At 71.6% G+C, this 21,969-nt stretch carries 22 protein-coding genes; 13 read left to right on the top strand and 9 right to left on the bottom strand.

All coding sequences use genetic code 11. The annotated features are described in order from the left end of the window. Positions 1–150 precede the first annotated feature (150 nt). From FFT09_RS04070 to FFT09_RS04060, 3 genes are all read left to right on the top strand, one after another. On the top strand, positions 151–861 hold the full coding sequence (locus FFT09_RS04070; RefSeq protein ID WP_138381858.1) for an MBL fold metallo-hydrolase: 711 nt from the start codon (positions 151–153) through the stop codon (positions 859–861). A gap of 118 nt (positions 862–979) precedes the next feature. After that, positions 980–2,722: a pyruvate dehydrogenase gene (locus tag FFT09_RS04065; RefSeq protein ID WP_138381857.1), complete on the top strand. Its 1,743-nt coding sequence runs from the start codon at positions 980–982 to the stop codon at positions 2,720–2,722. 19 nt (positions 2,723–2,741) lie between these two features. Next, positions 2,742–3,161 carry an OsmC family protein gene (locus tag FFT09_RS04060; RefSeq protein WP_024874399.1) on the top strand — a complete coding sequence of 140 codons (420 nt, stop codon included), beginning with the start codon at positions 2,742–2,744 and terminating at the stop codon, positions 3,159–3,161. 39 nt (positions 3,162–3,200) lie between these two features. Here FFT09_RS04060 and FFT09_RS04055 read toward each other — a convergent pair whose 3' ends face one another. After that, on the bottom strand, positions 3,201–3,968 hold the full coding sequence (locus FFT09_RS04055) for an IclR family transcriptional regulator (protein ID WP_244231203.1): 768 nt from the start codon (positions 3,966–3,968) through the stop codon (positions 3,201–3,203). A gap of 112 nt (positions 3,969–4,080) precedes the next feature. On the opposite strand from FFT09_RS04055, the gene FFT09_RS04050 reads away from it, so the two are divergent. The 4 genes from FFT09_RS04050 (at position 4,081) to FFT09_RS04035 (ending at position 7,998) form a co-directional block, all read left to right on the top strand. Next, positions 4,081–5,265, top strand: a complete 1,185-nt coding sequence (locus tag FFT09_RS04050) for an FAD-dependent monooxygenase (RefSeq protein ID WP_138381856.1) — start codon at positions 4,081–4,083, stop codon at positions 5,263–5,265. A gap of 71 nt (positions 5,266–5,336) precedes the next feature. Continuing rightward, complete coding sequence (locus tag FFT09_RS04045; protein ID WP_244231240.1) at positions 5,337–6,404, top strand: cupin domain-containing protein; 1,068 nt, start codon at positions 5,337–5,339, stop codon at positions 6,402–6,404. Beyond that, the gene (locus FFT09_RS04040) at positions 6,401–7,225 is read left to right on the top strand and encodes a fumarylacetoacetate hydrolase family protein (protein WP_138381855.1); all 825 of its coding nucleotides are present in this window, start codon (positions 6,401–6,403) and stop codon (positions 7,223–7,225) included. The genes FFT09_RS04045 and FFT09_RS04040 overlap by 4 nt, the downstream gene beginning before the upstream one ends. Continuing rightward, positions 7,222–7,998 carry a maleylpyruvate isomerase family mycothiol-dependent enzyme gene (locus FFT09_RS04035; RefSeq protein WP_024874394.1) on the top strand — a complete coding sequence of 259 codons (777 nt, stop codon included), beginning with the start codon at positions 7,222–7,224 and terminating at the stop codon, positions 7,996–7,998. Before FFT09_RS04040 ends, FFT09_RS04035 begins: the two co-directional genes overlap by 4 nt. Positions 7,999–8,018: 20 nt before the next feature. On the opposite strand, the gene FFT09_RS04030 is transcribed toward FFT09_RS04035, so the two are convergent. The 7 genes from FFT09_RS04030 to FFT09_RS04000 all read right to left on the bottom strand — a co-directional run bounded on the left by FFT09_RS04030 (position 8,019) and on the right by FFT09_RS04000 (position 14,125). Then, positions 8,019–8,861: a MerR family transcriptional regulator gene (locus FFT09_RS04030; RefSeq protein ID WP_138381854.1), complete on the bottom strand. Its 843-nt coding sequence runs from the start codon at positions 8,859–8,861 to the stop codon at positions 8,019–8,021. Continuing rightward, the gene (locus FFT09_RS04025) at positions 8,854–9,390 is read right to left on the bottom strand and encodes a VOC family protein (protein WP_081190784.1); all 537 of its coding nucleotides are present in this window, start codon (positions 9,388–9,390) and stop codon (positions 8,854–8,856) included. Before FFT09_RS04025 ends, FFT09_RS04030 begins: the two co-directional genes overlap by 8 nt. A 63-nt stretch (positions 9,391–9,453) precedes the next feature. Beyond that, entirely contained in the window at positions 9,454–10,188 is a 735-nt protein-coding gene (locus FFT09_RS04020; protein ID WP_081190783.1) for an HpcH/HpaI aldolase family protein, read from the bottom strand. Beyond that, the gene (locus FFT09_RS04015) at positions 10,185–10,949 is read right to left on the bottom strand and encodes an SDR family NAD(P)-dependent oxidoreductase (RefSeq protein ID WP_138381853.1); all 765 of its coding nucleotides are present in this window, start codon (positions 10,947–10,949) and stop codon (positions 10,185–10,187) included. Before FFT09_RS04015 ends, FFT09_RS04020 begins: the two co-directional genes overlap by 4 nt. Then, positions 10,946–12,274, bottom strand: a complete 1,329-nt coding sequence (gene hisD, locus FFT09_RS04010) for a histidinol dehydrogenase (RefSeq protein WP_138381852.1) — start codon at positions 12,272–12,274, stop codon at positions 10,946–10,948. The genes FFT09_RS04015 and hisD (FFT09_RS04010) overlap by 4 nt, the downstream gene beginning before the upstream one ends. Further along, entirely contained in the window at positions 12,267–12,986 is a 720-nt protein-coding gene (locus FFT09_RS04005) for an alpha/beta fold hydrolase (protein ID WP_138381851.1), read from the bottom strand. The genes hisD (FFT09_RS04010) and FFT09_RS04005 overlap by 8 nt, the downstream gene beginning before the upstream one ends. Then, entirely contained in the window at positions 12,983–14,125 is a 1,143-nt protein-coding gene (locus FFT09_RS04000) for a cupin domain-containing protein (protein WP_244231202.1), read from the bottom strand. Before FFT09_RS04000 ends, FFT09_RS04005 begins: the two co-directional genes overlap by 4 nt. Positions 14,126–14,261: 136 nt before the next feature. Between FFT09_RS04000 and FFT09_RS03995 the strand changes: the two genes are divergently transcribed. The 5 genes from FFT09_RS03995 (at position 14,262) to FFT09_RS03975 (ending at position 19,688) form a co-directional block, all read left to right on the top strand. Next, a complete protein-coding gene (locus tag FFT09_RS03995) occupies positions 14,262–15,263 on the top strand; it encodes a LacI family DNA-binding transcriptional regulator (protein ID WP_081190779.1) in 1,002 nt (333 codons plus the stop codon). Between the two features lie 225 nt (positions 15,264–15,488). Beyond that, positions 15,489–16,406 carry a carbohydrate ABC transporter permease gene (locus tag FFT09_RS03990; protein ID WP_081190778.1) on the top strand — a complete coding sequence of 306 codons (918 nt, stop codon included), beginning with the start codon at positions 15,489–15,491 and terminating at the stop codon, positions 16,404–16,406. Then, complete coding sequence (locus FFT09_RS03985; RefSeq protein ID WP_081190777.1) at positions 16,403–17,296, top strand: carbohydrate ABC transporter permease; 894 nt, start codon at positions 16,403–16,405, stop codon at positions 17,294–17,296. Before FFT09_RS03990 ends, FFT09_RS03985 begins: the two co-directional genes overlap by 4 nt. Next, complete coding sequence (locus tag FFT09_RS03980) at positions 17,293–18,669, top strand: ABC transporter substrate-binding protein (RefSeq protein ID WP_138381850.1); 1,377 nt, start codon at positions 17,293–17,295, stop codon at positions 18,667–18,669. Before FFT09_RS03985 ends, FFT09_RS03980 begins: the two co-directional genes overlap by 4 nt. Positions 18,670–18,686: 17 nt before the next feature. After that, positions 18,687–19,688 (top strand): nuclear transport factor 2 family protein, encoded by a 1,002-nt coding sequence (locus FFT09_RS03975; protein WP_138381849.1) that lies wholly within the window; start codon positions 18,687–18,689, stop codon positions 19,686–19,688. Here the strand turns inward: FFT09_RS03975 and FFT09_RS03970 are convergent. After that, entirely contained in the window at positions 19,675–20,571 is an 897-nt protein-coding gene (locus FFT09_RS03970; protein WP_081190774.1) for a LysR family transcriptional regulator, read from the bottom strand. The two genes, FFT09_RS03975 and FFT09_RS03970, sit on opposite strands and share 14 nt — an antisense overlap. A 72-nt stretch (positions 20,572–20,643) precedes the next feature. On the opposite strand from FFT09_RS03970, the gene hisD (FFT09_RS03965) reads away from it, so the two are divergent. Next, positions 20,644–21,969, top strand: a complete 1,326-nt coding sequence (hisD, locus tag FFT09_RS03965) for a histidinol dehydrogenase (protein WP_138381848.1) — start codon at positions 20,644–20,646, stop codon at positions 21,967–21,969.

Genomic DNA, 21,969 nt, shown 5'->3' with positions numbered 1-21,969 from the left:
ACCATACCGACGCGGCCGACCGCGCTGCACCGACGAAAGTCGGTGATCAAGACGGTGGTCTGCACCAGTTGGATTCGTACGCTCCGGAGATGCCGCGATATCCGCAGGCTCTCACCCGTAACCCGTTCGTCGCGGTAGGATGTGCGATCGATGCCTGACACCAACCTCTACTTCCGGCAGCTGCTGTCCGGCCGCGACTTCGCCGTGGGTGACCCCGTGGCGACGCAGATGCGCAACTTCACCTACCTGATCGGTGACCGCGAGACGCGGGAGGCCGTGGTGGTGGACCCGGCGTACGCGATCGATGATCTGCTGAACGTGCTGGCAGCCGACGACATGCGGCTGGTGGGCGTGCTCGCGACCCATCACCACCCCGACCACGTCGGCGGGGACCTGCTCGGCTTCTCCCTGCCCGGGCTCGCGGAGCTGCTGGCGCGCGATCCGGTGCCGGTCCATGTGGCCGCGGCCGAACTGGAGTGGGTGCGCCGCACCACCGGGGTGTCGGCCACGGACCTGGTGGCGCACGAGCACGACGACCGGCTCGACGTCGGCGACATCCCGATCCGCCTGCTGCACACTCCGGGGCACACGCCGGGCAGCCAGTGCTTCCTGCTGGAGAACGCGCTCGTGGCGGGCGACACGCTGTTCCTCGACGGGTGCGGGCGCACCGACCTGCCCGGTGGGGACGCCGACGCGCTGTACCGCAGCGTGCGGGCGCTGGCGACGCTGCCGGGCGACCCGGTGGTTTACCCCGGGCACTGGTACTCCACGGAGCCGTCGGCGGCGCTGTCGACCGTGCGCCGCGGCAACGTGGCATTCCGGCCCCGGTCGCTGGAAGAGTGGCGCGCCCTCTTCGGCTGACGTGCCGCCGCCTGGCGGAAGTCCCCGGCACACCTCCCGGCACCAGCCCGGCACGTTTCACCCCGGCCCGGACGGGTTATGCCTCGGCGACATGTGCGCCGGGACGTGAGGAGTGCCGATGGCCAACCCGACGGTCGCCGAACAGCTGGTGGACCTCATGGTCCAGGCCGGGGTGCGACGGATCTACGGCGTCGTGGGCGACAGCCTCAACCCGATCACCGACGCGGTGCGGCGGCGGTCGGACATCGAGTGGGTGCAGGTGCGCCACGAGGAGGTGGCCGCGTTCGCGGCCGGCGCGGAGGCGCAGATCACCGGACGCCTCACCGCCTGCGCCGGCAGCTGCGGGCCGGGCAACCTCCACCTCATCAACGGCCTGTTCGACGCCCACCGCAGCATGGCGCCGGTCGTGGCCATCGCCGCCCACATCCCGAGCGAGGACATCGGCACCGCGTATTTCCAGGAGACCCACCCCGACCGCCTGTTCGTCGAGTGCAGCCACTTCTCCGAGCTGGTGTCGAGCCCCGAGCAGATGCCGCAGGTGGCGCAGATCGCCATTCAGACGGCGCTGGGGCGATCCGGTGTCTCGGTGCTCAGCGTGCCCGGCGACGTGGCGGGCATGGACGTGCCGCGAGGACGCGCGCGGCTGGTTCCCTCGTCCGACACGGCGACCATGCGGCCGGGTGACGCGGAAATCGATCGCCTCGCCGAGCTGGTCGACTCCGCCGAGCGGGTGACGTTGTTCTGCGGCCGCGGCACCGCCGAGGCCCACGACGAGGTGATGGCCTTCGCCGACCGGGTGCTCGCACCGGTGGGCCACGCGCTGCGCGGCAAGGAGTGGATCCAGTACGACAACCCGTTCGACGTCGGCATGTCGGGTCTGCTCGGCTACGGTGCCGCCTACGAGGCCATGCACGAGTGCGACCTGCTGATCCTGCTCGGCACCGACTTCCCGTACCGGCCGTTCCTGCCGGACGACGTGCGGATCGTGCAGGTCGACATCCGCCCGGAGAACCTCGGGCGGCGGTCGCGCCTGGATCTCGGGGTCTGCGGCGACGTGGGGGAGACGTTGCGGTGCCTCACCCCGCGGGTGCGCAGCCGCACCGACCGCCGTTTCCTCGACCGCATGCTGCGCAAGCACGCGGACGCGCTGGAGAACGTCGTGTCTGCCTACACCACCGACGTCGAGCGGCACAAGCCGATCCATCCCGAGTATGTGGCGTCCATTATGGACGACGAGGCCGCGGAGGATGCCATCTTCACGGTGGACACGGGGATGTGCAACGTGTGGGCTGCCCGCTACCTCAGCCCCAACGGGCGCCGCCGCATGATCGGCTCGTTCACCCACGGCTCCATGGCCAACGCGATGCCGCAGGCCATCGGGGCGCAGTGGCCCGACCGGTCCCGGCAGGTGGTCGCGATGGCCGGCGACGGCGGGTTCTCGATGCTCATGGGTGACTTCCTCACGCTCGTGCAGTACGGATTGCCGGTGAAGACGTTGCTGTTCAACAACTCGTCACTGGGCATGGTCGATCTGGAGATGCTGGTGGCCGGGCTCCCGCCGCACGCCACCGCGTACCCGGACTCCGACTACGCCGCCATCGCCCGCGCCTCGGGAGCGCACGGCATCCGCGTCGACGATCCCAAGCAGGTGCGGGACGGGGTGCGTGAACTGCTCGACCACGAGGGGCCCGCGCTGCTCGACGTGGTCACTGACCCCAACGCGCTGTCCATCCCGCCCCGGATCACCGGCCAGCAGCTCACCGGGTTCGCGCTGGCGACCAGCAAGATGGTGTTGCAGGGCGGTGTGGGTCGCATGGTGCAGCTGGCGCGGTCGAACCTGCGCAACATCCCGAGGCCGTGATCGCCGGTAGGTTCGGGGCATGACGACATCGCAGAGGTCCGTCCGCATCGAGCGGACCGCGCAGGGCAGGTATGTGGCACACAACGAGCGGGGCGCGACACTGGAGTTCGGCGACGGCGACGACCAGTTCAGCCCCGTGGAGCTGCTACTCGCCGCGATCGGGGGCTGCACGGCCATCGACACCGACGTGGCGACGAGCCGCCGCACGGAGCCGGACGAATTCACGGTGACGGTGACCGGCGACAAGGTGTCGGAGAGGGAGTCCGGAAACCGGATGGAGAACCTCGAGGTGCGGTTCGCGGTGCGGTTTCCCGAGGGCGAGCAGGGTGACGCGGCTCGCTCCATGCTGCCGCGCACCGTGGCGTTGTCGCACGACAAGCTCTGCACGGTCAGCCGCACGGTCGAACTGGGCACCCCGGTGCGCACGGTGATCGAGTAGCCCGGTCCCGGCGTTGCCGGTGTGCCGCGAAGGCCACCCTCACTGCGTCTGCTGCGGTGAAGGTGGCCTTCGCGGCGTCCAGCGCAAGCGGACATCGGCGCAGACCCGCAGCAGGCGCTCGGTGACGGCGTCCACGTCGAGCGCGGCGAAGCGCACCGACGGCAGCGCCACGGTGAGTGCGGCGTGCCGGCCGTCGAGCCAGCCGAGCGAGGCCCCGAGTGCTGTCACACCGGCCTCGCTCTCGTCGTGGTTGAGCCCGTAGTTCCTGCGCCGGACGGCGTCGAGTTCGCCCGTCAGTGCCGCGCGTCCCGCCGCCGGGCCGTGCGGCTCCCACAACGCCTCGACCTCGGCGGCGGTGAGGTCGGCGAGCATGGCCTTCCCGCCGGAGGTGCGGTGCGCGGGCATCCGCGCCCCCGTGCGCAGCCCCACCCGCAGGGGCTGGCGCCCTTCGACTCCGTCGACGAACCGCACCTCCGGCCCCACCCGCACCATGAGGTGCACGGTCTCGCCCACCTCGTCGAACAACCGCTCCAGATACGGCCGCACCCGGTCGGTCAGCGGCGGCGGGTCCTCCACCACGGAAAGCCCGCGCAGAGCGGGCCCCGGCCGGTACCGGCGCCGCTCGCCCCGCACGGCGAAGCCCCGGTGGCTCAACGTCGACAGCAGGCGGTGCGCGCTGGAGGGCGCGATGCCGAGTTCCCGCCCCGCCTCGGTGACGCTGAGTTGCCCGCGTTCGGCCAGCAGGCTCAGCAACGTCAGCGCGCGGTCCACGGCCTCGATGCGATACGGGTCCGAATTCTGCTCCACAGAAAAACAGTACGACGTCTTTGCGCTAAGCGGAAGAGTGTTCGTAGGCTCCGAGGAACTCGCCGGCGCTCGCCCGGTTGTCGCGCCGCGCGGAGTCGAAGAGGGAGGCCAGATGTCCACGGATCAGGTGCTCGTCACCGGAGGCGGTATCGGCGGGCTCAGTGCGGCGGTCCTGCTCGCCCGGCGCGGCGTCCGGGTGCGGGTGCTGGAGCGCTCGCCGGAGTTCGCCGAGGTCGGCGCCGGGCTGCAGCTGGCTCCCAACATCACCCGCATGCTCGACGAGGTCGGCGTGCTCGACCGCATCCTGCCGCTGTCGGTGCAGCCGCGCAGGCTGGTGTTCCGCAATGCCGAGACCGCGGAGGAACTCACCCACCTCGACCTCGCCGACGCGCGGCGCCGCTACGGCGGGCCGTACCTGGTACTGCACCGCAGTGACCTGTTGCGGGCCCTGCTGGAGGCGGCCGAGGCCGAGCCCGGCGTCACCCTGCACACCGGCCACGAGGTCACCGGCGTCACCGACGGGCCCGACCACGCCCTCGTCCACTGCGCCGACGGCACCGAGTTCCGCGCGGAGCTGGTGGTCGGTGCCGACGGCCTGCACTCGGTGGTGCGGGCCCACCTCGTCGACGACGAGCCCCTGTGCTCGGGTTACGTCGCGTATCGCGGCGCGGTGCCGATCGAGCAGGTCGCCCACCGCGCCTCGATGGACGACGTCGTCGTGTGGATGGGGCCCGGCCTGCACCTGGTGCAGTACCCCGTGCGGGCGGGCAGGCTCTACAACCAGGTGGCCGTCTTCCGCAGCGAGCAGTACCGCCGGGGCGAGCGCGACTGGGGCACGCCGGCCGAGCTGGACCGCACGTACGCGGGTATGTGCGACGAGGTGCGCGCCGCCGTGCCCGCCCTCGGCCGCGACCACCGCTGGCCGATGTACGACCGCGAACCGTTGCCGAACTGGACCCGGGGCCGCCTCACCCTGCTCGGCGACGCCGCGCATCCGATGTTGCAGTACCTCGCGCAGGGCGCGGGGCAGGCGCTGCTGGACGGTGCGGCGCTGGCCGGTGCGCTGCCGCCGGGGCGGCCGTGGGCCTCGCACGACCTCGGTGCGGCCCTGCGCGAGTACGAGGCCGCCAGGGTCGGCTTCGCCTCTCGCGTGCAGGCCACCGCGCGCGTCTGGGGCGACATCTGGCACGTGGACTCCCCGGTGTCCACCCTGCTGCGCGACGAGGTCTTCCGCAGCCGGGACGTGCACGACTACCACCTCGTCGACTGGCTCTACGGCCCCGCGGTGTCCGCCTGATCTCCCGCGAAAGGATTCCCATGTCCGCCCACTCGGAAGCCGCGACCGACCACGCCTCGGTCGCCAACCAGATGACCGGAGCCGACAGCCTGGAGCTGCGCGAGCTGTACTCCGACTTCGAGTCCGAACACCTTGTTCCACTGTGGACCCAGCTCGGCGACCTGATGCCGATGCATCCCGCGCCGAGAGCGGTACCGCACGTGTGGCGGTGGTCGGCGCTGCATCCGCTGGCGCGGCGCGCCGGTGACCTGGTCCCGGTGGGGCGCGGGGGAGAGCGGCGCGCGATCGCGCTGGCCAATCCCGGGCTGTCCGGCCACGCCTACGCCACGCCGACACTGTGGGCGGCGATCCAGTATCTCGGTCCGAAGGAGACCGCACCCGAGCACCGGCACGCGCAGAACGCGTTCCGCTTCGTCGTCGAGGGCGAGGGGGTGTGGACCGTCGTGGACGGTGACCCGGTGCGGATGTCGCGGGGTGACTTCCTGCTCACGCCCGGCTGGCACTTCCACGGCCACCACAACGAGACCGACTCGCCGATGGCCTGGCTCGACGGTCTCGACATCCCGTTCGCCCACTACGCCGACAGCGGCTTCTTCGAGTTCGGCGCCGACCGGGTCACCGACGAGTCCACTCCCGACTACAGCCGCAGTGAACGGTTGTGGTGCCACCCCGGGCTCCGCCCGCTGTCGGGTCTGCGCGACACGGTGTCGTCTCCCATCGCGGCCTATCGCTGGGAGCACACCGACGCGGCGCTGAGCCAGCAACTGCTGCTGGAGGACGAGGGCAGGCCCGCCACCGTCGAGCAGGGCCACGCCGCCGTGCGCTACGTCAACCCGACCACCGGCGGCGACGTCATGCCCACGCTGCGGGCGCAGTTCCACCGGCTGCGCGCCGGAACCGCACTGGCCACCCGCCGCGAGGTCGGGTCCAGCGTCTTCCAGGTGTTCGAGGGCCGGGGCCAGGTCGTGCTCGACGGCACGGAACACGAGCTGGCGAAGGGCGACTTGTTCGTCGTGCCCTCGTGGGCCGCGTGGTCGCTGCGCGCCGAGGGTCAGTTCGACCTCTTCCGCTTCTCGGACGCGCCGATCATGGAGCGCCTCCACCTCAACCGGGTCCACGTCGAAGGAGAGCAACGATGAAGCTGGCCACCCTGCGTCTCGGCGACGCCACCGCCGCCGTGCGCGTCGAAGGCACCACGGCCGTCGAAACTGGGTTCGCCGACGTCGGCGCGCTCCTGCGCGACGGCGGACCGAGCGCGGCGGCCACGGCCGACGGCGCGCGGCACGACCTCACCACCGCGGAGTTCGCCCCCGTGGTGACCCGGCCCGGCAAGATCATCTGTGCGGGGCTGAACTACCGCAACCACATCCTGGAGATGGGCCGCGATCTGCCGGAACATCCGACGCTGTTCGCGAAGTACCCGGAGGCGCTCGTCGGTGCGCGCGACGCGATCCAGCTGCCGCCCGAGTCCACGCGGGTCGACTGGGAGGGCGAGCTGGCGGTCGTGGTCGGCACGCGGGTGCGCCGGGCGCCGGTCGAGCGGGCGCGGGCGGCCATCGCGGGCTACGCCGTGCTCAACGACGTCACGATGCGCGACTACCAGTACCGCACGCTGCAGTGGTTGCAGGGCAAGACCTGGGAGGCCAGCACGCCGTTCGGTCCGGTGCTCGCCACCCCCGACGAGTTGCCGTCCGACGCGGAACTCGTCACCGAACTCGACGGCGAAGAAGTGCAGCGCACGCCGATCGACGACCTGGTGTTCGACGCCGCCGCGCTGGTGTCCTACATCTCGACCATCGTCACCCTCCAGCCGGGCGACGTCATCGCCACCGGCACGCCCGGCGGCGTCGGCCACGCCCGCGAACCCGCGCGGTACCTCTCGGCGGGGCAGACGCTCACCACCCGGGTCGACGGTATCGGGGAGCTGGTCAACGTCGCCGTGGCCGAGACCCGATCATGAGTGTCACCACGGACGAGGCCGCCCGTGCGGCGCTGCGAGCACGGCAGGGCCCGGGATATCGCGAGGACTCCCCGCAGGCCCCGGCGCGGGAACTGCTGTGGGCACGCCGGGGCACGGCGTACTTCGCCAGGGTGCTTGGCGGGCTCTCCGACGCCGAACTCGATGCCCCGAGCCTGCTTCCCGGCTGGTCGCGGCGCCACGTCGTCGCCCACGTCGGGTACAACGCGAGGGCCCTGACCCGGCTGCTGGAATGGGCGAGGACCGGGGTCGAGACCCCGATGTACGCCTCGGCCGAGCAGCGGGGCGCCGAGATCGAGTCGGGCGCGACGCTGCCGGCGAGGGCACTGCGCAGCCTCGTCGCGCACGCGGAGCGGCACCTCGACGTCGAGTGGCGCGACCTGCCGGGCCCCGCGTGGGAGGCCAGGGTCCGCACCGCGCAGGGCAGGCTCGTGCCCGTGCGGGAGACGGCGTGGATGCGCACCCGGGAGGTCTGGATTCACGCGCTCGACCTCGACGCGGGTGCGAGCACGCGCGACTTCCCGCCCGAGTTGCTCGGCGCACTGCTCGTGGACGTGCCCCGGATGTGGCGGCGCCGCGAGGAGACCGTGCGGCTGCGGCTGGTGCCCGACGGCGGCGACGACGTCGTACTCGGCGACGGCGGGCCGACCGTGTCGGGCAGCCTGCCCGATCTGGTGCGCTGGCTCGCGGGGCGGGGAGCACGCGGGCTCACCAGCAGCGCGGGCGAGCTGCCGCACCTTCCCCGGTGGTTCTAGTCCCACCGGGGTTATCGGGGTTACTGCCAGGTGGCGGTGTCGGGGTCGATTCCGTGGGCGCGTGCGCTCGCGTCGATGCTGTGCCGTAACCAGGTGGCGAGTCCGGTGCGGATGCCGTCGTAGTGGGCGGCGAAGCCCGGATCGGACTCGTATCTGCGGCCGAGGCAGACCTGCATCTGCCGGGTGAGGGGAAAGTACGCGGTCGTGAACACCGCGCGGTGTCGCTCGACGAGCTGGTTCGCCTCCGGGCTGCCGGGGGTGACACCGGCCGCCATCGCGTCCGCCAGTGCGCGGTCGAGGCCGGTGACGGTGTCGGTGACGGCCTGCCACTGCTCCGGCGTGCGAGCGGCCGAGCGCTCGGCGTACTGCTGCCACTGCGCCGTGTCCCCGTAGCGTTGCCGGGCCTGGGCCGCCCAGCCCGGGTCCCAGCGAGGGCCGAAGATCGCGGCTTGCTGCTCGGCGGTCAGCAGCAGGCCGCGCTCGTGGGCGTCGATCATCCGGTCCAGCCCGGCGCCGAGTTGCCGCAGGCGCTCGATCCGCTCGGCGACCTGGGCGCGCTGAGCGCGCAGCGCGCCGGGAACGTCCGTGGCCGAATCGGCCACGATGGCCCGGATCTCGTCCAGGCCGAGGCCGATCTCCCGGTACACGACGATGCGGTGCAGGCGCTCCAGATCGGCCGCGGTGTAGCGGCGGTATCCGGCGGCCGTGCGCAGCGACGGTCGCGCCAGGCCGATGTCGTCCCAGTGGTGCAGCGCGCGAACGGTCACGCCCAGCCGCGACGAGACCCGACCGACGGTCAGGCCCTCGGCGTCAGTGGCGTCAGTGGAGTCAGCGGCAACACCGGGGTCGGTCGCATCAGGCATGTTGCTCATTGTCACCGTGACCGGTGACCGGCGGGGTGATCCCGATGGCTTCGAGATTGCGTGCCTGCTGACCGGCCGGATCGAAGGGCTTCGCCGCGGTGAGCACGACCCGGGCGTTCTCGGGTGTGCTCACCTCCACGTCGCGGGTGTTCCACGGCGTGTCCCTCGGGCCCTCGACCGAGTCCGGGCTCACCGCACGGCACGCCTCGACCAGCGGATCGATCTGGCTGAGCACGCAGGCGAAACTGACGCTCATCGCCGGTGCCCGCTCCGGAACGCTCTCCGCCGACACGAGGAGTACGTCCTGGAACGCCCACCGGCGCAGATGCACGAGACTGCCGGGGATGCCGAACAGTTCGATGAACCCGAGCCCGCGAACCCAGAAATCCGCCGACGCCGTCAGATCGGTCGTGGGGATCGTGACGAACGCGGGCATCCCGTAGATGCCCCGGAACGGTTCCGGCGCCACCGCGTCCGGACGGGGATCGGGTACGGGACTGATCTCGAATGCGTTGTAGTGCTCACTCATGCGTCCCACTGTCGGGCCTCACGCGACGTGAGGGTCAAGCCGAATTCGCGGGGAATTCCGGTACTAGGACCCGGCCAGCCGCCGGAACGTGTCCAGCAGCACGTGCGCGAGGTTGAACACCACGGCTCCGGGCGGAGCGCTCGCCGCCTGCTCCGGGCCGCCGACGATGCTCAGCATCGGCGTGCCCGCGTCTCGCGCGGCGGCGACCGCCCGGTCCGCGACCTCGCGTACGGCCGCCTCCGCCGCACCGCCGGTCAGGCCCATCGACACCGACAGGTCGGCGGGCCCGACCAGCAGTGCGTCCACACCGTCCACCGCGGCGATCTCGGCTGCGGCGTCGCAGGCCGCCACCGTCTCCAGCATCGGGATCACCAGGGTGGTCTCGGCCGCGGTCGCCAGGTGCTCGGCGGCGCTGACCGCGCCGAACGACCCGGCCCGCGAGTACGTGGCGAACCCGCGCTCGCCGAGCGGCGGGTAGTGCGCGGCCCGGACGGCGCGCCGGGCGTCGGCGACGGTGTCGACATGCGGCACCACGACACCCTGCGCGCCGAGGTCGAGCACGCGCAGCACCAGGGCGGGTTCGTCCTGGCCCACCCGCACCAGGACCGCGACTCCCCGGGCCTGCGCGGCCTGGATGTGCTGCTGCAACGCCACGAGATCGGCGGGCCCGTGCTCGCAGTCGATCAGCACGAAGTCGAGGCCCGCGACCCCGGCCAGCTCGACGAGGAAGTCCGAGGGCAGGCGCAGCAGGCCACCCCGCAGGCGTTCGCCGCCGCGCAGCCGCTGTTTCAGGGTCATCGGGCCACCATCCCGGCGGAGAGGTCGATGTCGGCGGCGCACAGCCCGGGCATCGCCAGCATCGCCACGAGCGCGGTCGCCACCTCGGTCTCGGTGACCATCCGGCCGAGCGCCGAGCGGGACACGAACGCCGCCTCCGCCTCGGCGTAGCTCGCGCCGGTACGTTCGGCCTCCAACCGGAAGTTGCGTTCCATCCGGGGACCCGCCACCGGGCCGGGGGACAGGGAGTTCACGTTCACCCCGAGCGGGCCGACCTCGGCGGCCAGCGTGGTGGTCAGCCCCAGCACGGCCATCTTCGACGCGCAGTAGGGTGTGCGCCGCGCCAGGGGACGTTTGCCGCTCACCGAGGCCACGTTCACGATGTCGCCGCTGCCGCGCTCGATCATCGCGGGCAGCACCGCCCGGCACATCAGGTAGCTTCCGCGCACGTTGACGGCGAAGACGTCGTCCCACTCGGCCGGTTCGATGTCGGTCAGCGCCGCGACCGGCCCTGGTACGCCCGCGTTGTTGACGAGCACGGACACGTCCTCGTCGGCGAGGTCCGAGGCCAGCGCGCTCACCGAGGCCGCGTCGGCGACGTCCACCACCGCCGCGCGCCCGGGGGTGGGGAGACCGGCGACGCAGGCCTCCAGTGCCGAACGGGTGCGCCCGGCCGCGATCACGCGGGCACCGGCCGCCGACAGCGCGTGGCACATGGCTCTGCCCAGCCCGTTGCCGCCGCCCGTGACGAGCGCCGTGCGGCCGGTGAGCGCGCCGCTCACCGCTGCCCCACCGGAGCCCACGGAGTCCTCGAAGCCCAGGACACGGTGGCGTCGCCGTACTTGGCCGCGCGGACGTCACCGGAGCGCGCGTGTCCCTCGAACAACTCGATCCGCGACGCACGGCCGCACACCTCGCCGAGCCGGGCACTCGCGGCGGGGTCGGTGACCTCCTGGTAGGTGACGGTCTTGAGGTACTTGCCGACCCACAGGCCGCCGGTGTAGCGCGCCGCGCCACGGGTCGGCAGCACGTGGTTGGTGCCGATCACCTTGTCGCCGTACGACACGCAGGTGCCCTCGCCCAGAAACAGCGCGCCGTACTGGGTCATCCGGTCCAGCGCCTGCCTCGGGTTCTCCGTGAGGATCTGGACGTGTTCGCTGGCGTAGCCGTCGGCGACGGAGAACGCCTCCGCGAGCGAGTCCACCACGACAATCTCACCGTGGTCGCGCCAGGCCGGGGCGGCGAAGTCCCGGGTGGGCATGTCCGGCAACAGGCGCTCGACGTGCTCCAGCACGCTGCGGCCCAGTTCGGCCGAGGTCGTGACGAGCACGGCGGGGGAGTCGGGTCCGTGCTCGGCCTGGGACAGCAGGTCCACCGCCACGACGAACGGGTCGGCGGAGCCGTCCGCGACGATGAGGATCTCGGTGGGGCCCGCGAACAGGTCGATGCCCACCTCGCCGAAAAGCTGCCGCTTCGCCTCGGCGACGTAGGCGTTGCCGGGTCCGGCGATCAGATCGACCGGGTCCATCGACTCGGTGCCCACCGCCATCGCGGCCATGGCCTGAACGCCGCCCAGCAGGTGGATCTCGTCGGCTCCGGCCAGGTGCATCGCGGCGACCGTGGCCGCCGGGACCTCGCCCCGGATGGGCGGGGTACACGCCACGACCCTGGGTACACCCGCCACCTTCGCGGTGACGATCGTCATGTGCGCCGACGCCGTCAGCGGATACCGGCCGCCGGGGACGTAGGCGCCCGCCGCGGCCACCGGAAGGTGGCGGTGTCCGAGGTGGACTCCCGGCAGCGTCTCCACCTCGATGTCGCGCATCGACTCACGCTGGTGCCGGGCGAAGGTGCGAACCTGGTCCTGGACGAACCGGATGTCGGCGAGGACCTGGTCGTCGACACCGGACACGACGCGCTCGATCTCGGCGGCGGAGAGCCGGAACGACTCCGGCGACCACGAGTCGAAGCGCTGCGAGTGCTCGCGCACCGCCACGTCACCCCGCGCCCGCACGTCCGCGATGATCTCGCCGACGCGGTCGGGCACGGCGGTGGTGTCCTGCCGTGACTGCGCGGTGCGCGCCGGGCTCTTGAGTACCTCAGGCATGAAGCTCCTTCCGGAACGAGAATCGGCGCAGCCAGTCGCCGAGCAGCGCGGCCACCTCAGCGGGACGTTCGAGGGGCAGCAGGTGTCCGGCGCCGGGCAGGGTGTGCCGCTCGGCGCCGGGGATCGCGGTCGCGATCGCGGTGTGGAAGCTTTCCGGGCACAGGGCGTCCGCGCCGCCGCCGAGCACGAGCGCGGGTGCCCGCACCGCCGCCAGCGCCTCGTGCGCGTCGGTGCGTGTGGCCTGCGCGGCGAGTTGCGCCCGGAACACCTCGGGCCCGATGCGGTTCGCCATCGCGAGGAACGTCCGCGCCCGCTCGGCCGGGGGCTCGGGCGCGGCGAACATCGTCGGCAGAATCCGTTCGGTGACGACCTCGGCGAAGCCGCCCTCGGCGGTGAGCCGGTCGAGCGCGGCCCACTGTTCCCGCTGCCGCGCGGTGGGGGCACCGGCGTTGGTGGACATCGCGCAGAACCCGGCGACCCGTTCGGGAGCCAGGCGCAGAACCTCGAAACCCACGATCGCGCCGAGGCTGAGCCCGGCGAGCACGAAGGGCCCCTCGGTGGCGGCCAGCACCTGCCGGGCCATACCGCCGATGCTCGGCGCGCTCAGGTCCACGTCCACCACGGGGTGCCCGAGCGCGCCGCGCACGTCCTCCCACAACCCGGCGTCGCACAGCATGCCGGGCACGAGCACGACCGGGACGGTCCCGGTCATCGGCCGAGGGCCCTGGGCACGAGCGCGTACGGAGCCACGTAGCCGTTGTGGTCGGTGGCCACGCCCGCGTCGGCCGCCGCCTTGACGACCTCGTCGTCCCATTCGAGACGGACGCGGCCGTCCCCACCGTTGATCACGAGCATCGTCGCGGTGTCGTCGCCGGTGTTGCGCAGGGCCCGCCAGGCTCCCCGCGGCACGGACAGCATGTCCCACGGGCCCAGCCGGACGGTCACCTCGTCGTGCAGGTTGAGGGTGACCTCCCACTCGCCGTCCTTGACCAGCAGGACCTGGGTCTCGGCGTGCCGGTGCGGCAGCATGCCTTCACCCGGCTCGGCGCGCAGCCACGCGACGTTGTGCCCGTGCGGGTTGTACACGCGGGGTTCCTGGTGCAGGTCCTCGGTCATGCCGTAACCGATGACCAGCGCGAGCTGCGCACCGCCGCCCGGCAGGGCACTGTCGAGGAACGGGGCGGGCGAGAACTCCAGGTCGGTCGAGGTCGCGACCCGCCTGCGCATCTCGTCGGCGGTGTAACTGCGCAGCCTGGCGATCTGCTCGGGCGGCATCGGCCGCACGAGTTCGGTGTCCTCGCCGACCTCGTCGCCGGCCAGGGTGTCGACGAGCTGGTTCTCCGCCGTCAGGTACAATCCGTGGCCCTCGGCCTCGCGCAGCACCGACGGTCCCCAGATGATGCCGCCGGTGTCGTCGTGGCCCAGCGTGGTGAACAGCCAGCCGTCGTCCGGCCCGATGTTGGTGAAGCCCCGGAAGATCCACGTCGGCATCGAGGCGATGTCGCCCTCGCGCAGGACGAGTTCGCCGTCCTGGCCGTCCGCGCCCCAGCGGAGCAGGAACTCGCCGCGGAAGCAGTAGAACACCTCGGCGGTGAAGTGCAGGTGCAGGTTGTTGGTGATGCCGTTCGGCATCGCGGCGGCACCGATGTTGTAGCCGTGTGGCTCCCGCAGGTTCACCACCTGGTCGGCGCTCTGGGTGACCCCGGGGCCGATCATCGCGTAGTTCTCCTTGCGGTCGGAGCCCGGCGTCCGGCAGTCGATGAACGCCTGGTTGCAGGAGACGAAGTCGCTCCGCCGGATGGTGCGCCGGGCCGCCTCCGCCTCGGTCACCGTGTGGCCGTCACTCGTCACAGTGGAACCCTCCTCATTCATACGTATTCACACTAGTCCCGGCGCCCCGCTCGCTGTCAATCCCGGCCTGGGAGTCGGTGCTGTGATTCGAGTGGGAGCACGTATGCTTCGTCCAGTACGGCGACCGGGAGGGACTGTGGGGATCACCAGCCGCGACGTGGCACGCCTGGCCGGGGTGTCCCAGCCGACGGTCTCGCGGGCGCTGCGCGGCGACCCCCGGGTGTCGGAGGACACCGTGCGCAAGGTCCGGGCGGCGGCCGAGGCGCTGAACTACGTGCCCAGCGAGGCGGGACGCAGCCTGTCGACGCGGGTCAGCCACCGCATCGGCGTGCTCGTCACCGATCTCACGAACCCGTTCTACCCGCACCTCGTCGGCCCGCTGCACGACGAGCTGGAGGAGCGGGGCTACCGGATGATGCTGTTCACCGAGCGCTCCGACGCCCCCGCAGCGGCGGAACGGCTGGTGGACCGCTCGATCGACGGCATGGTGCTGGCCACCTCCACGCTGGATTCGGCGCTGCCCGCCGAGCTGAACCGCCGTGGGCTGCCCTTCGTCTACCTCAACCGGGAGGGCACGGCGCCCGCGGACGCGGTCGTGGTGGACAACCGCGCCGGTGGTGAACTCGCGGCCCGGCAGCTCGTGGAGAGCGGTCACCGGCACATCGGCGCCATCTTCGGCCCGGACAACACCAGCACGGGCCGCGACCGCGAACTCGGGTTCCGGCAGGCGCTCGCCGACGCGGGCATCGCGCTGCGGCCCGCGCACGTGCGGTACGGCCCCTTCGAGTTCGAGACGGGACTCGCCGCGTTACCGGACCTGCTGTCGGCGCGACCAGCGCCGACCGCGCTGTTCTGCGGTAACGACGTCGTCGCGATCGGCGTGCTCGACGCCGCGACGCGGCTCGGGGTCGCGGTGCCCGAGCAGCTGACGGTCATCGGATTCGACGACATCCCGATGGCCTCCTGGGCGAGCTTCCAGCTGAGCACCGTGCGCCACGACCTGCACCGGATGGCGCGGACGGCGGCGCAGCTCGTGGTCGAGCGGGTGTCCGGTACCTACGAGGGTGAGCCGAGGCGGATCGTGCTCACGCCCCGGTTCGTGGCGCGCCGCACCCACGCGGCACCGGCGGGCGACTGAACGACTGACCGCTCGTGTCCGGGCATACGTAATACGTGACCGAGCACGACCCGGCGTGGTGGCCGCGCCGAGGTCCGGTCACGTCTGTGCACGTGACACCGCGAGCGGGGAAGCGGAACCCGGGTTTTTCTCTGCCGCTTACCCATTGCTCCGGGCTTGTGAATACGCATACACTGCGCGGATTCCCAGCCCCGCCGCTCTTCCGGCAGAGGAGGTCGACCCCTGATGGTGGCAACCACCGTCCCGCCGCCGCGCAAGCGGTCCCGGCTGCGCCAGCACGCCACGCCGTACCTGCACTTGGCGCCCGCCCTGCTGGCGATCGTCCTGACGACCGTCTATCCCCTGGTGTCCGCGCTGATCACCAGTTTCCGCCACTGGCGGCTCAACGAGACCAGGGAAGCGGGGGAGTTCGTCGGCCTCCAGCAGTACGAACGGGTGTTCACCGACGGCACGTTCGGCAACAGCGCCTGGGTGACCCTGCAGTTCACGGTCATCTCGGTGGTGCTGTCGGTGGGGCTCGGGCTGGGCATCGCGCTGGTGCTGAACAACCGCACCCGGCTCAGCGCGCTGACGAAGGCCCTGCTGATCCTGCCGTTCGCCGTGGCACCCGCGCTCAAGGGCTTCTCCTGGCGGTTCATGCTCAACCCGGACACCGGTGTCTACGACCAGATGGTCGACACGATCCTGCCCTTCGCCGACGACATCAACTGGCTCGGTGACCCGTTCTGGGCGCTCATGGTGATCGCGCTGACGGAGGTGTGGGGCTGGGCTCCGCTCATCGCGCTGATGCTGCTCGGCGGTCTGGGCTCGATCTCACCCGAGGTGCGCGACGCGGTGCGGGTGGACGGCGCGAACGCCTGGCAGGAGTTCTGGCGCGTCACGCTGCCCCTGCTGCGACCGCTGCTGCTGGTGGTCGTGTTCCTCAAGGCCGTCTTCTCGGTCAAGATCTTCGACCAGGTCGTGACCACCACCGGCGGTGGTCCCGGCCGGGCCACGGAGACGCTCAACTTCTTCGCCTACTCACAGGGCTTCACGTTCCTCGACATCGGCTACGCGTCGGCCGTCTCCTGGGTGATCGTCGTGGTGCTCGGTGTGCTGGCGACCCTGTACCTGTTCGCGATGGCCAAGCAGGAGGCGAAATGACCGACACGGCCGTCACCCCGGCGCCCGCTCCCGCACGGCCCGCCCCCGCGATCCGCCCGCGACGCGGGCGCGGGGGCTGGGCGACGGCACGCGCGTTCCTGCGTGTGCTGACCACGCTGGCGATCCTGTTCTTCGTGCTGTTTCCCATCCTCTGGATGGGGATCACCGCCTTCAAACCCGCGCGGGACGCGTTCTCGACCGACGTCGTGTTCACCCCGTCCCTCGCCAACTTCGCCGCGATCCTCGGCGGCGCGAGCGATCTCACGGGGGCACTCGTCAACAGCGTGCTGATCGCGGTGGCCACGACCCTCGTCTCGATCCCGATGGCGCTGCTCGCGGCGTACGCGTTCTCGCGCTACCGCTTCCCCGGCCACCGCGGGATGCTGCTGGCGATCGTCGCGACCCAGTTCATTCCCGGTGTGGCGATCGCGCTGCCGTTCCTGTCGCTGTTCCGGGGACTCGGGCTCATCGACACCCACCTGGCGCTGGTGATCGTCAATCTCTCGCTGGTCGTTCCCTACATCACGTGGCTGCTCAAGGGCTTCGTCGACGGGCTGCCGATCGAGATCGAGGAGGCCGCCCGGCTGGACGGCTGCGGCCAGCTCACGCTGCTGTGGCGGGTGATCACGCCACTGGCCGCGCCGGGAATCTTCGTGGCCGCCGTCTTCTCCTTCCTGCTGTCTTGGAACGAGTTCCTGTTCCCCACCTTCCTCGCGCGGTCGGAGGCGTCGACGCTGCCGGTCGCGCTGATGACGCTCGTGCTGCCGGAGGGCGTGGCCTGGGGGCAGATGGCGGCGGCAGGACTGCTGGTGATGGCGCCGATGCTGGTGCTGGCGCTGCTCGTCCGTAAGCACTTCGCCGAGGGAATGACGATGGGAGCAGTGAAATGAGGCTCGCGCGCCGCCGCATCGGCAGGGCATCGACCGCGCTGGGCGCCGCACTGGTGATGCTGGTGAGTGGCTGCTCGGCCGGGCCGAGCCCGGACGATCTGCCGGACTCGGTCGCCACGGGACCGACCGGCGAACGCGGCCTGCTGACCGGCAAGCCCTACGACGGAACCCACATCCGGCTGCTCAGCTGCTGCAAGACCACCGCGCAGTTCGCGGCGCTGCAGCGCAGGACCGAACAGGAGTTCACGAAGAAGACCGGCATCACCGTGGAGTGGGCCAACATCCCGTACGAGTCGTACCTGCAGAAGATCGTGGCGGAGACGGCCGTCGGGGGCGGCACCTACGACCTCGTGGTGTGGCCCGACGCCTACGGCGCGTCGGCCAAGATCGGGCTGCAACCGCTGGACGAGGTCATGGCCGACGTGGGCCGGTCGATCGAGGAGTTCCCCCCGCCGTTCCAGCAGGCCGCGCGGGCCGGTGACGAGGACACCGTGTACGGGCTGCCGTTCCGGGGATTCTCCTACAACTACTTCTACCGCGAGAGCGAGTACGAGCGCCTCGGGATGGAGCCCGCGACCACCTGGCCGGAACTCGGTGAACAGCTGGAGCGGCTCGACGGGGCCGACGGCAGGGACGCCTTCGCCGGGCAGTACGGCCGGGGCGGCGGGCAGAACCTCTACACGTGGCTCTCGATGCTGTGGAGCAACGGCGCGGACGTCCTCGACGCCGAGGGCGAGCCCGCGTTCACCACAGCAGAGGGCGTCGCGGCGACGGAGCAGTACCTCTCGCTGCTGCGGGACGGCCACAGCCCGCCCGCGTCGACGAACTGGACGGAGACCGACGCGACGCAGGCGTTCGAGCAGAACCGCAGCAACTCCGTGTTCACGTGGGCGTGGCAGATGGACGACTTCACCGACCCCGGCAAGGTGCAGCCCGAGGTGTCGGAGGACATCGGGGTCGCGCCGCTGCCGGGCTGGGAGGGAAAGCCCGCGGTGACCTACGGCTACACGTGGCTGATGGGCGTGCTGAACACCTCCGGTCAGCAGGGCGCGGCGTGGGAGTACCTGAAGTGGGTGACCCACGCCGACACCGAACGCGACATCGCACTGGACAAGTCCGATCCGGACACCGCGACGAGCGTCGTCGTCCACACGCGCAACATGCTCGATCCCGAGGTCAACGCGGCCAACCACGGGTTGCCGGAGTTGCAGGAGTCGACGCTGCGCCGGGCGCGGACGGTGCCGATGACGATCGACTGGCCGCAGATCCAGGACGTGCTGGAGGTCGCGATCAACGAGATGGCCCACGGCGCTGACGTCCGCACCAAGCTCGACGAGGCCGCCGCCCAGATCCGCCGGCTGGTCCGGCGCTGAGACCCGAGGAGAACAGTGTGACCACGCTCGCCGACGTCGCCTACGCGCCGTACCGCGACCCGGAGGAGTTCATCGTCGAGTGGACCGACCGCATCTGGGTCCGGCGGGGGATCGGGCTGATCCGCGAGAACTACGCGGCCGACGCGATCGTGCACGGCGCCTACGGGACCGGCCGGGGCGTCGAGCCGGTCGTCCGCTCGACCCTGCGCAAGATCGCGGCGTTTCCCGACCGGGTCGGTCAGGCCGAGGACGTCGTGTGGGAGGCGAGGGGGCAGGACGCGTTCCTGAGTTCCCACCGGGTGTTCAGCTCGGGAACCCACACCGGGATGTCCGGTTACGGGCCACCGACGCACCGGCCCTTCGCGTCGCGCACCATCGCGAACTGCCTGTACCGCCGAGGGGTGATGGTGGAGGAATGGGTGGTCCGCGACGAGTACGCCGTCGTGGAGCAGCTCGGTCTCGATCCCGCCGCGGTGGCCAGGGAGCTCGCGTTCACCGGCTGGGACACCCCGCGTGCGCCGCTGGCGGACGTGCTCGTGGAGGGTGACTCCGGCGCGCGCCCCGAGCACGGCCGCGCGGAGTGCGAGCACGTGCTCGGGCTGGTCGACACGGTGTGGAACCAGCGGATGCTGCACGAGGTGACCGAGTTCGTCGCACGGGACGTCACCTGCGACATCTCCCGTGGGCGGGCGCTGACCCGGCCGGACGGCTACCAGCGTGGTCTGCTCGATCTGCTGGCGCCGCTGCCGGACGCGCGGTTCGAGGTGCGTGACGTCGTCGTGCACGACTCGCCCGCGCACGGCGGGGTCCGGGTGGGTCTGGTGTGGTGGCTGGAGGGCACGTACAGCGGGACGCCGGCCTACGGGCCGGTGACGAACTCACCGGTGACGCTGCTCGGGTCGTCGCAGTTCCTTCTCCGGGACGGCCGGATCGTGCGGGAATGGCGGGTCTACGACGAGCTGGCGATCCTGGCGCAGGTCGCCAGGGCGCGCGGCGACGAGCCCGTCAGTCCCGGGTGAGCAGCATCCGCTGGGCGAGTCTGGCCAGCTCCCTGCTCGCGGGGGACAGCACCTCGGCCTCCCGCCGCACGAGCGCGATCGTGTCGTAGAGCGGCTCCGCGAAGCTCACCGTGCGCACGGACGGTGGGCAGGAGCCGCTCTCCGCGACGGCACGCGACACGATGGTGTCTCCGATCCCGCGCGCGACGAGGCTCAGCGCGGACTCCACGTGCTCGACCTCGATCCACGGCTCCAGTCTGACCCCGGCCAGCTGCGCGCGTTCGGCGAGCTGGCGCCGGGTCGGGTCCTTCCACCCGTAGTGGGCGTCGTAGAGGATCAGCCGGGAGTTCGCCAGCCCGCTGATGGTCACCGGCTCGGCCACCCGCTCCGGGTCGGTGCTCGCGTAGACGACCTCGTCGCGGAGCAGCGGCGTGACGCGGAGCCCGGCGTCGTCGATGGGCAGGATCACCAGCCCCGCCTCCACGGTGCCTGCCGCGACGGCGGAGGCGACCTCCACCGAGTTGAGCCCGATCAGCCGGATGCGCACCTCCGGATAGGCGGAGTGGAAGTGCTCCGCCAGGTCGGAGAGCAGGTAGTACGCCGCGTTGCGGAGCAGCCCGAACGTCGCGACGCCACCCCGCAGGGACCGCACCGACCGCAGCGCCTGCTCCGCGTTGTCGGCCGCGGCGACCGCCTGCTCGGCGAAGGGCAGCAGGGCCGAGCCCGCCGCCGTCAGCACGAGCCGGCGCCCGCCACGGGAGAACACCGGTGTGCCGTGCTCGTCCTCCAGCTTGCGGATCAGCTCCGAGACCGACGCCTGCGTGATGCCCATGCGGGCGGCGGCGGCGGTGAACGATCCCGTCCGCACCGCCTCCAGGAACGCGCGCAGTTGCTTGAGGGTCATAGGGAAACCCTATCCTAGCCTCAGGACTTGCTGGCCTTGTCCAATGGCCGATCCGGTTCTAGCGTCGCGGTCATGAGATTCGACCCTTCCCGGCTGGCCGAGCTCGACGGTTCCTACCGCCTGCTCAAGACCGCGGCGGACCGGCCACCCGCGCAACGTGATCCCGAGGTCGCCGACCGGGTGTCGGTGATGCTGAGCGACATCGAGCGCGACGGCATGGCCGCCGTGCTGCGCTACGCCCGCGAACTCGACGGCTGGCAGGGCGGTGACGTCGAGATCAGCGCCGCCGAGCTGGCCCGCTCCGGCGACGAGCTGCCCCGCGACGTCCGGGCGGCGCTGGAACTGGGGGCCGAGCGCACACAGGCGTTCGCGCTGGCACAACGCGCCCACCTCGTCGACTTCGAGACCGAACTCGCCCCCGGTCTGGTCACCGGGCACCGTTACGTCCCCGTCAGGCGGGTCGGCGCGTACCTTCCCGCGGGCCGGTTCCCGCTGCTCGCGAGCGCCTTCATGACCGTCGGCGTGGCCAAGGCAGCCGGCGTTCCGACGGTGCTGGCGTGCAGCCCACCGGGGCCAACAGGGCAGGCGCACCCGGCCGTGCTGTACTCGGCGTACCTCTCCGGCGCCGACCGCGCCTACGCGCTCGGTGGGGTGCAGGCGCTGGCGGCCATGGCGTTCGGCCTGCTGGGGGAGCGGCCCGTGGACATGGTGGTCGGCGCGGGCAACGCCTACGTCGCCGAGGCCAAGCGGCAGTTGTTCGGCAGGGTCGCGATCGACCTGCTCGCGGGGCCCTCCGAGGTCGCCGTGCTCGCCGACGACACCGCCGATCCCGTCCTGGTGGCCGCCGACCTGCTCGGGCAGGCCGAGCACGGCACCGAGTCCCCGGCCGCGCTCGTCACCACGTCCCAGCGGCTCGGGGAGGCGGTGATCGCCGAGATCGACCGGCAGCTCCCGGCGCTTTCCACCCGCGACATCGCGGGCCCTGCCTGGCGCGACTACGGTTCCGTCACCTGGGCCCGTGACGCCGCGACGGCCGTCGAGCTGATGGACGACCTGGCACCCGAGCATCTGGAGGTGTACACCGCCGACGACGCCTACTACCACGACGCGCTGCGCAACTACGGCTCGATCTTCCTCGGCCGGTGGAGCACCGTGGCGTACTCGGACAAGGGCATGGCCGGCACCAACCACGTCCTGCCGACCGCGGGCGGGGCCAAGCACAGTGCGGGCCTCTCGGTGTCCCGGTTCCTCAAACCGCTCACCTACCAGCGCGTGACCGGCGAGGCCACGCCGCTGCTCGCGGAGGCCGTCGACGTGATCTCGGAGTACGAGGGGATGGCCGCGCACCGCGCCACCGCGACCCTGCGGCTGGCTTGCCACCGTTCCGGACAGGAGTAG

Source organism: Saccharomonospora piscinae (genome assembly GCF_005862235.1).
In the GTDB taxonomy this organism is placed as follows: Bacteria; Actinomycetota; Actinomycetes; order Mycobacteriales; family Pseudonocardiaceae; genus Saccharomonospora; species Saccharomonospora piscinae.
Note: the sequence above shows the minus strand (reverse complement) of the source record. Positions and strands in the feature narration are given on the sequence as shown.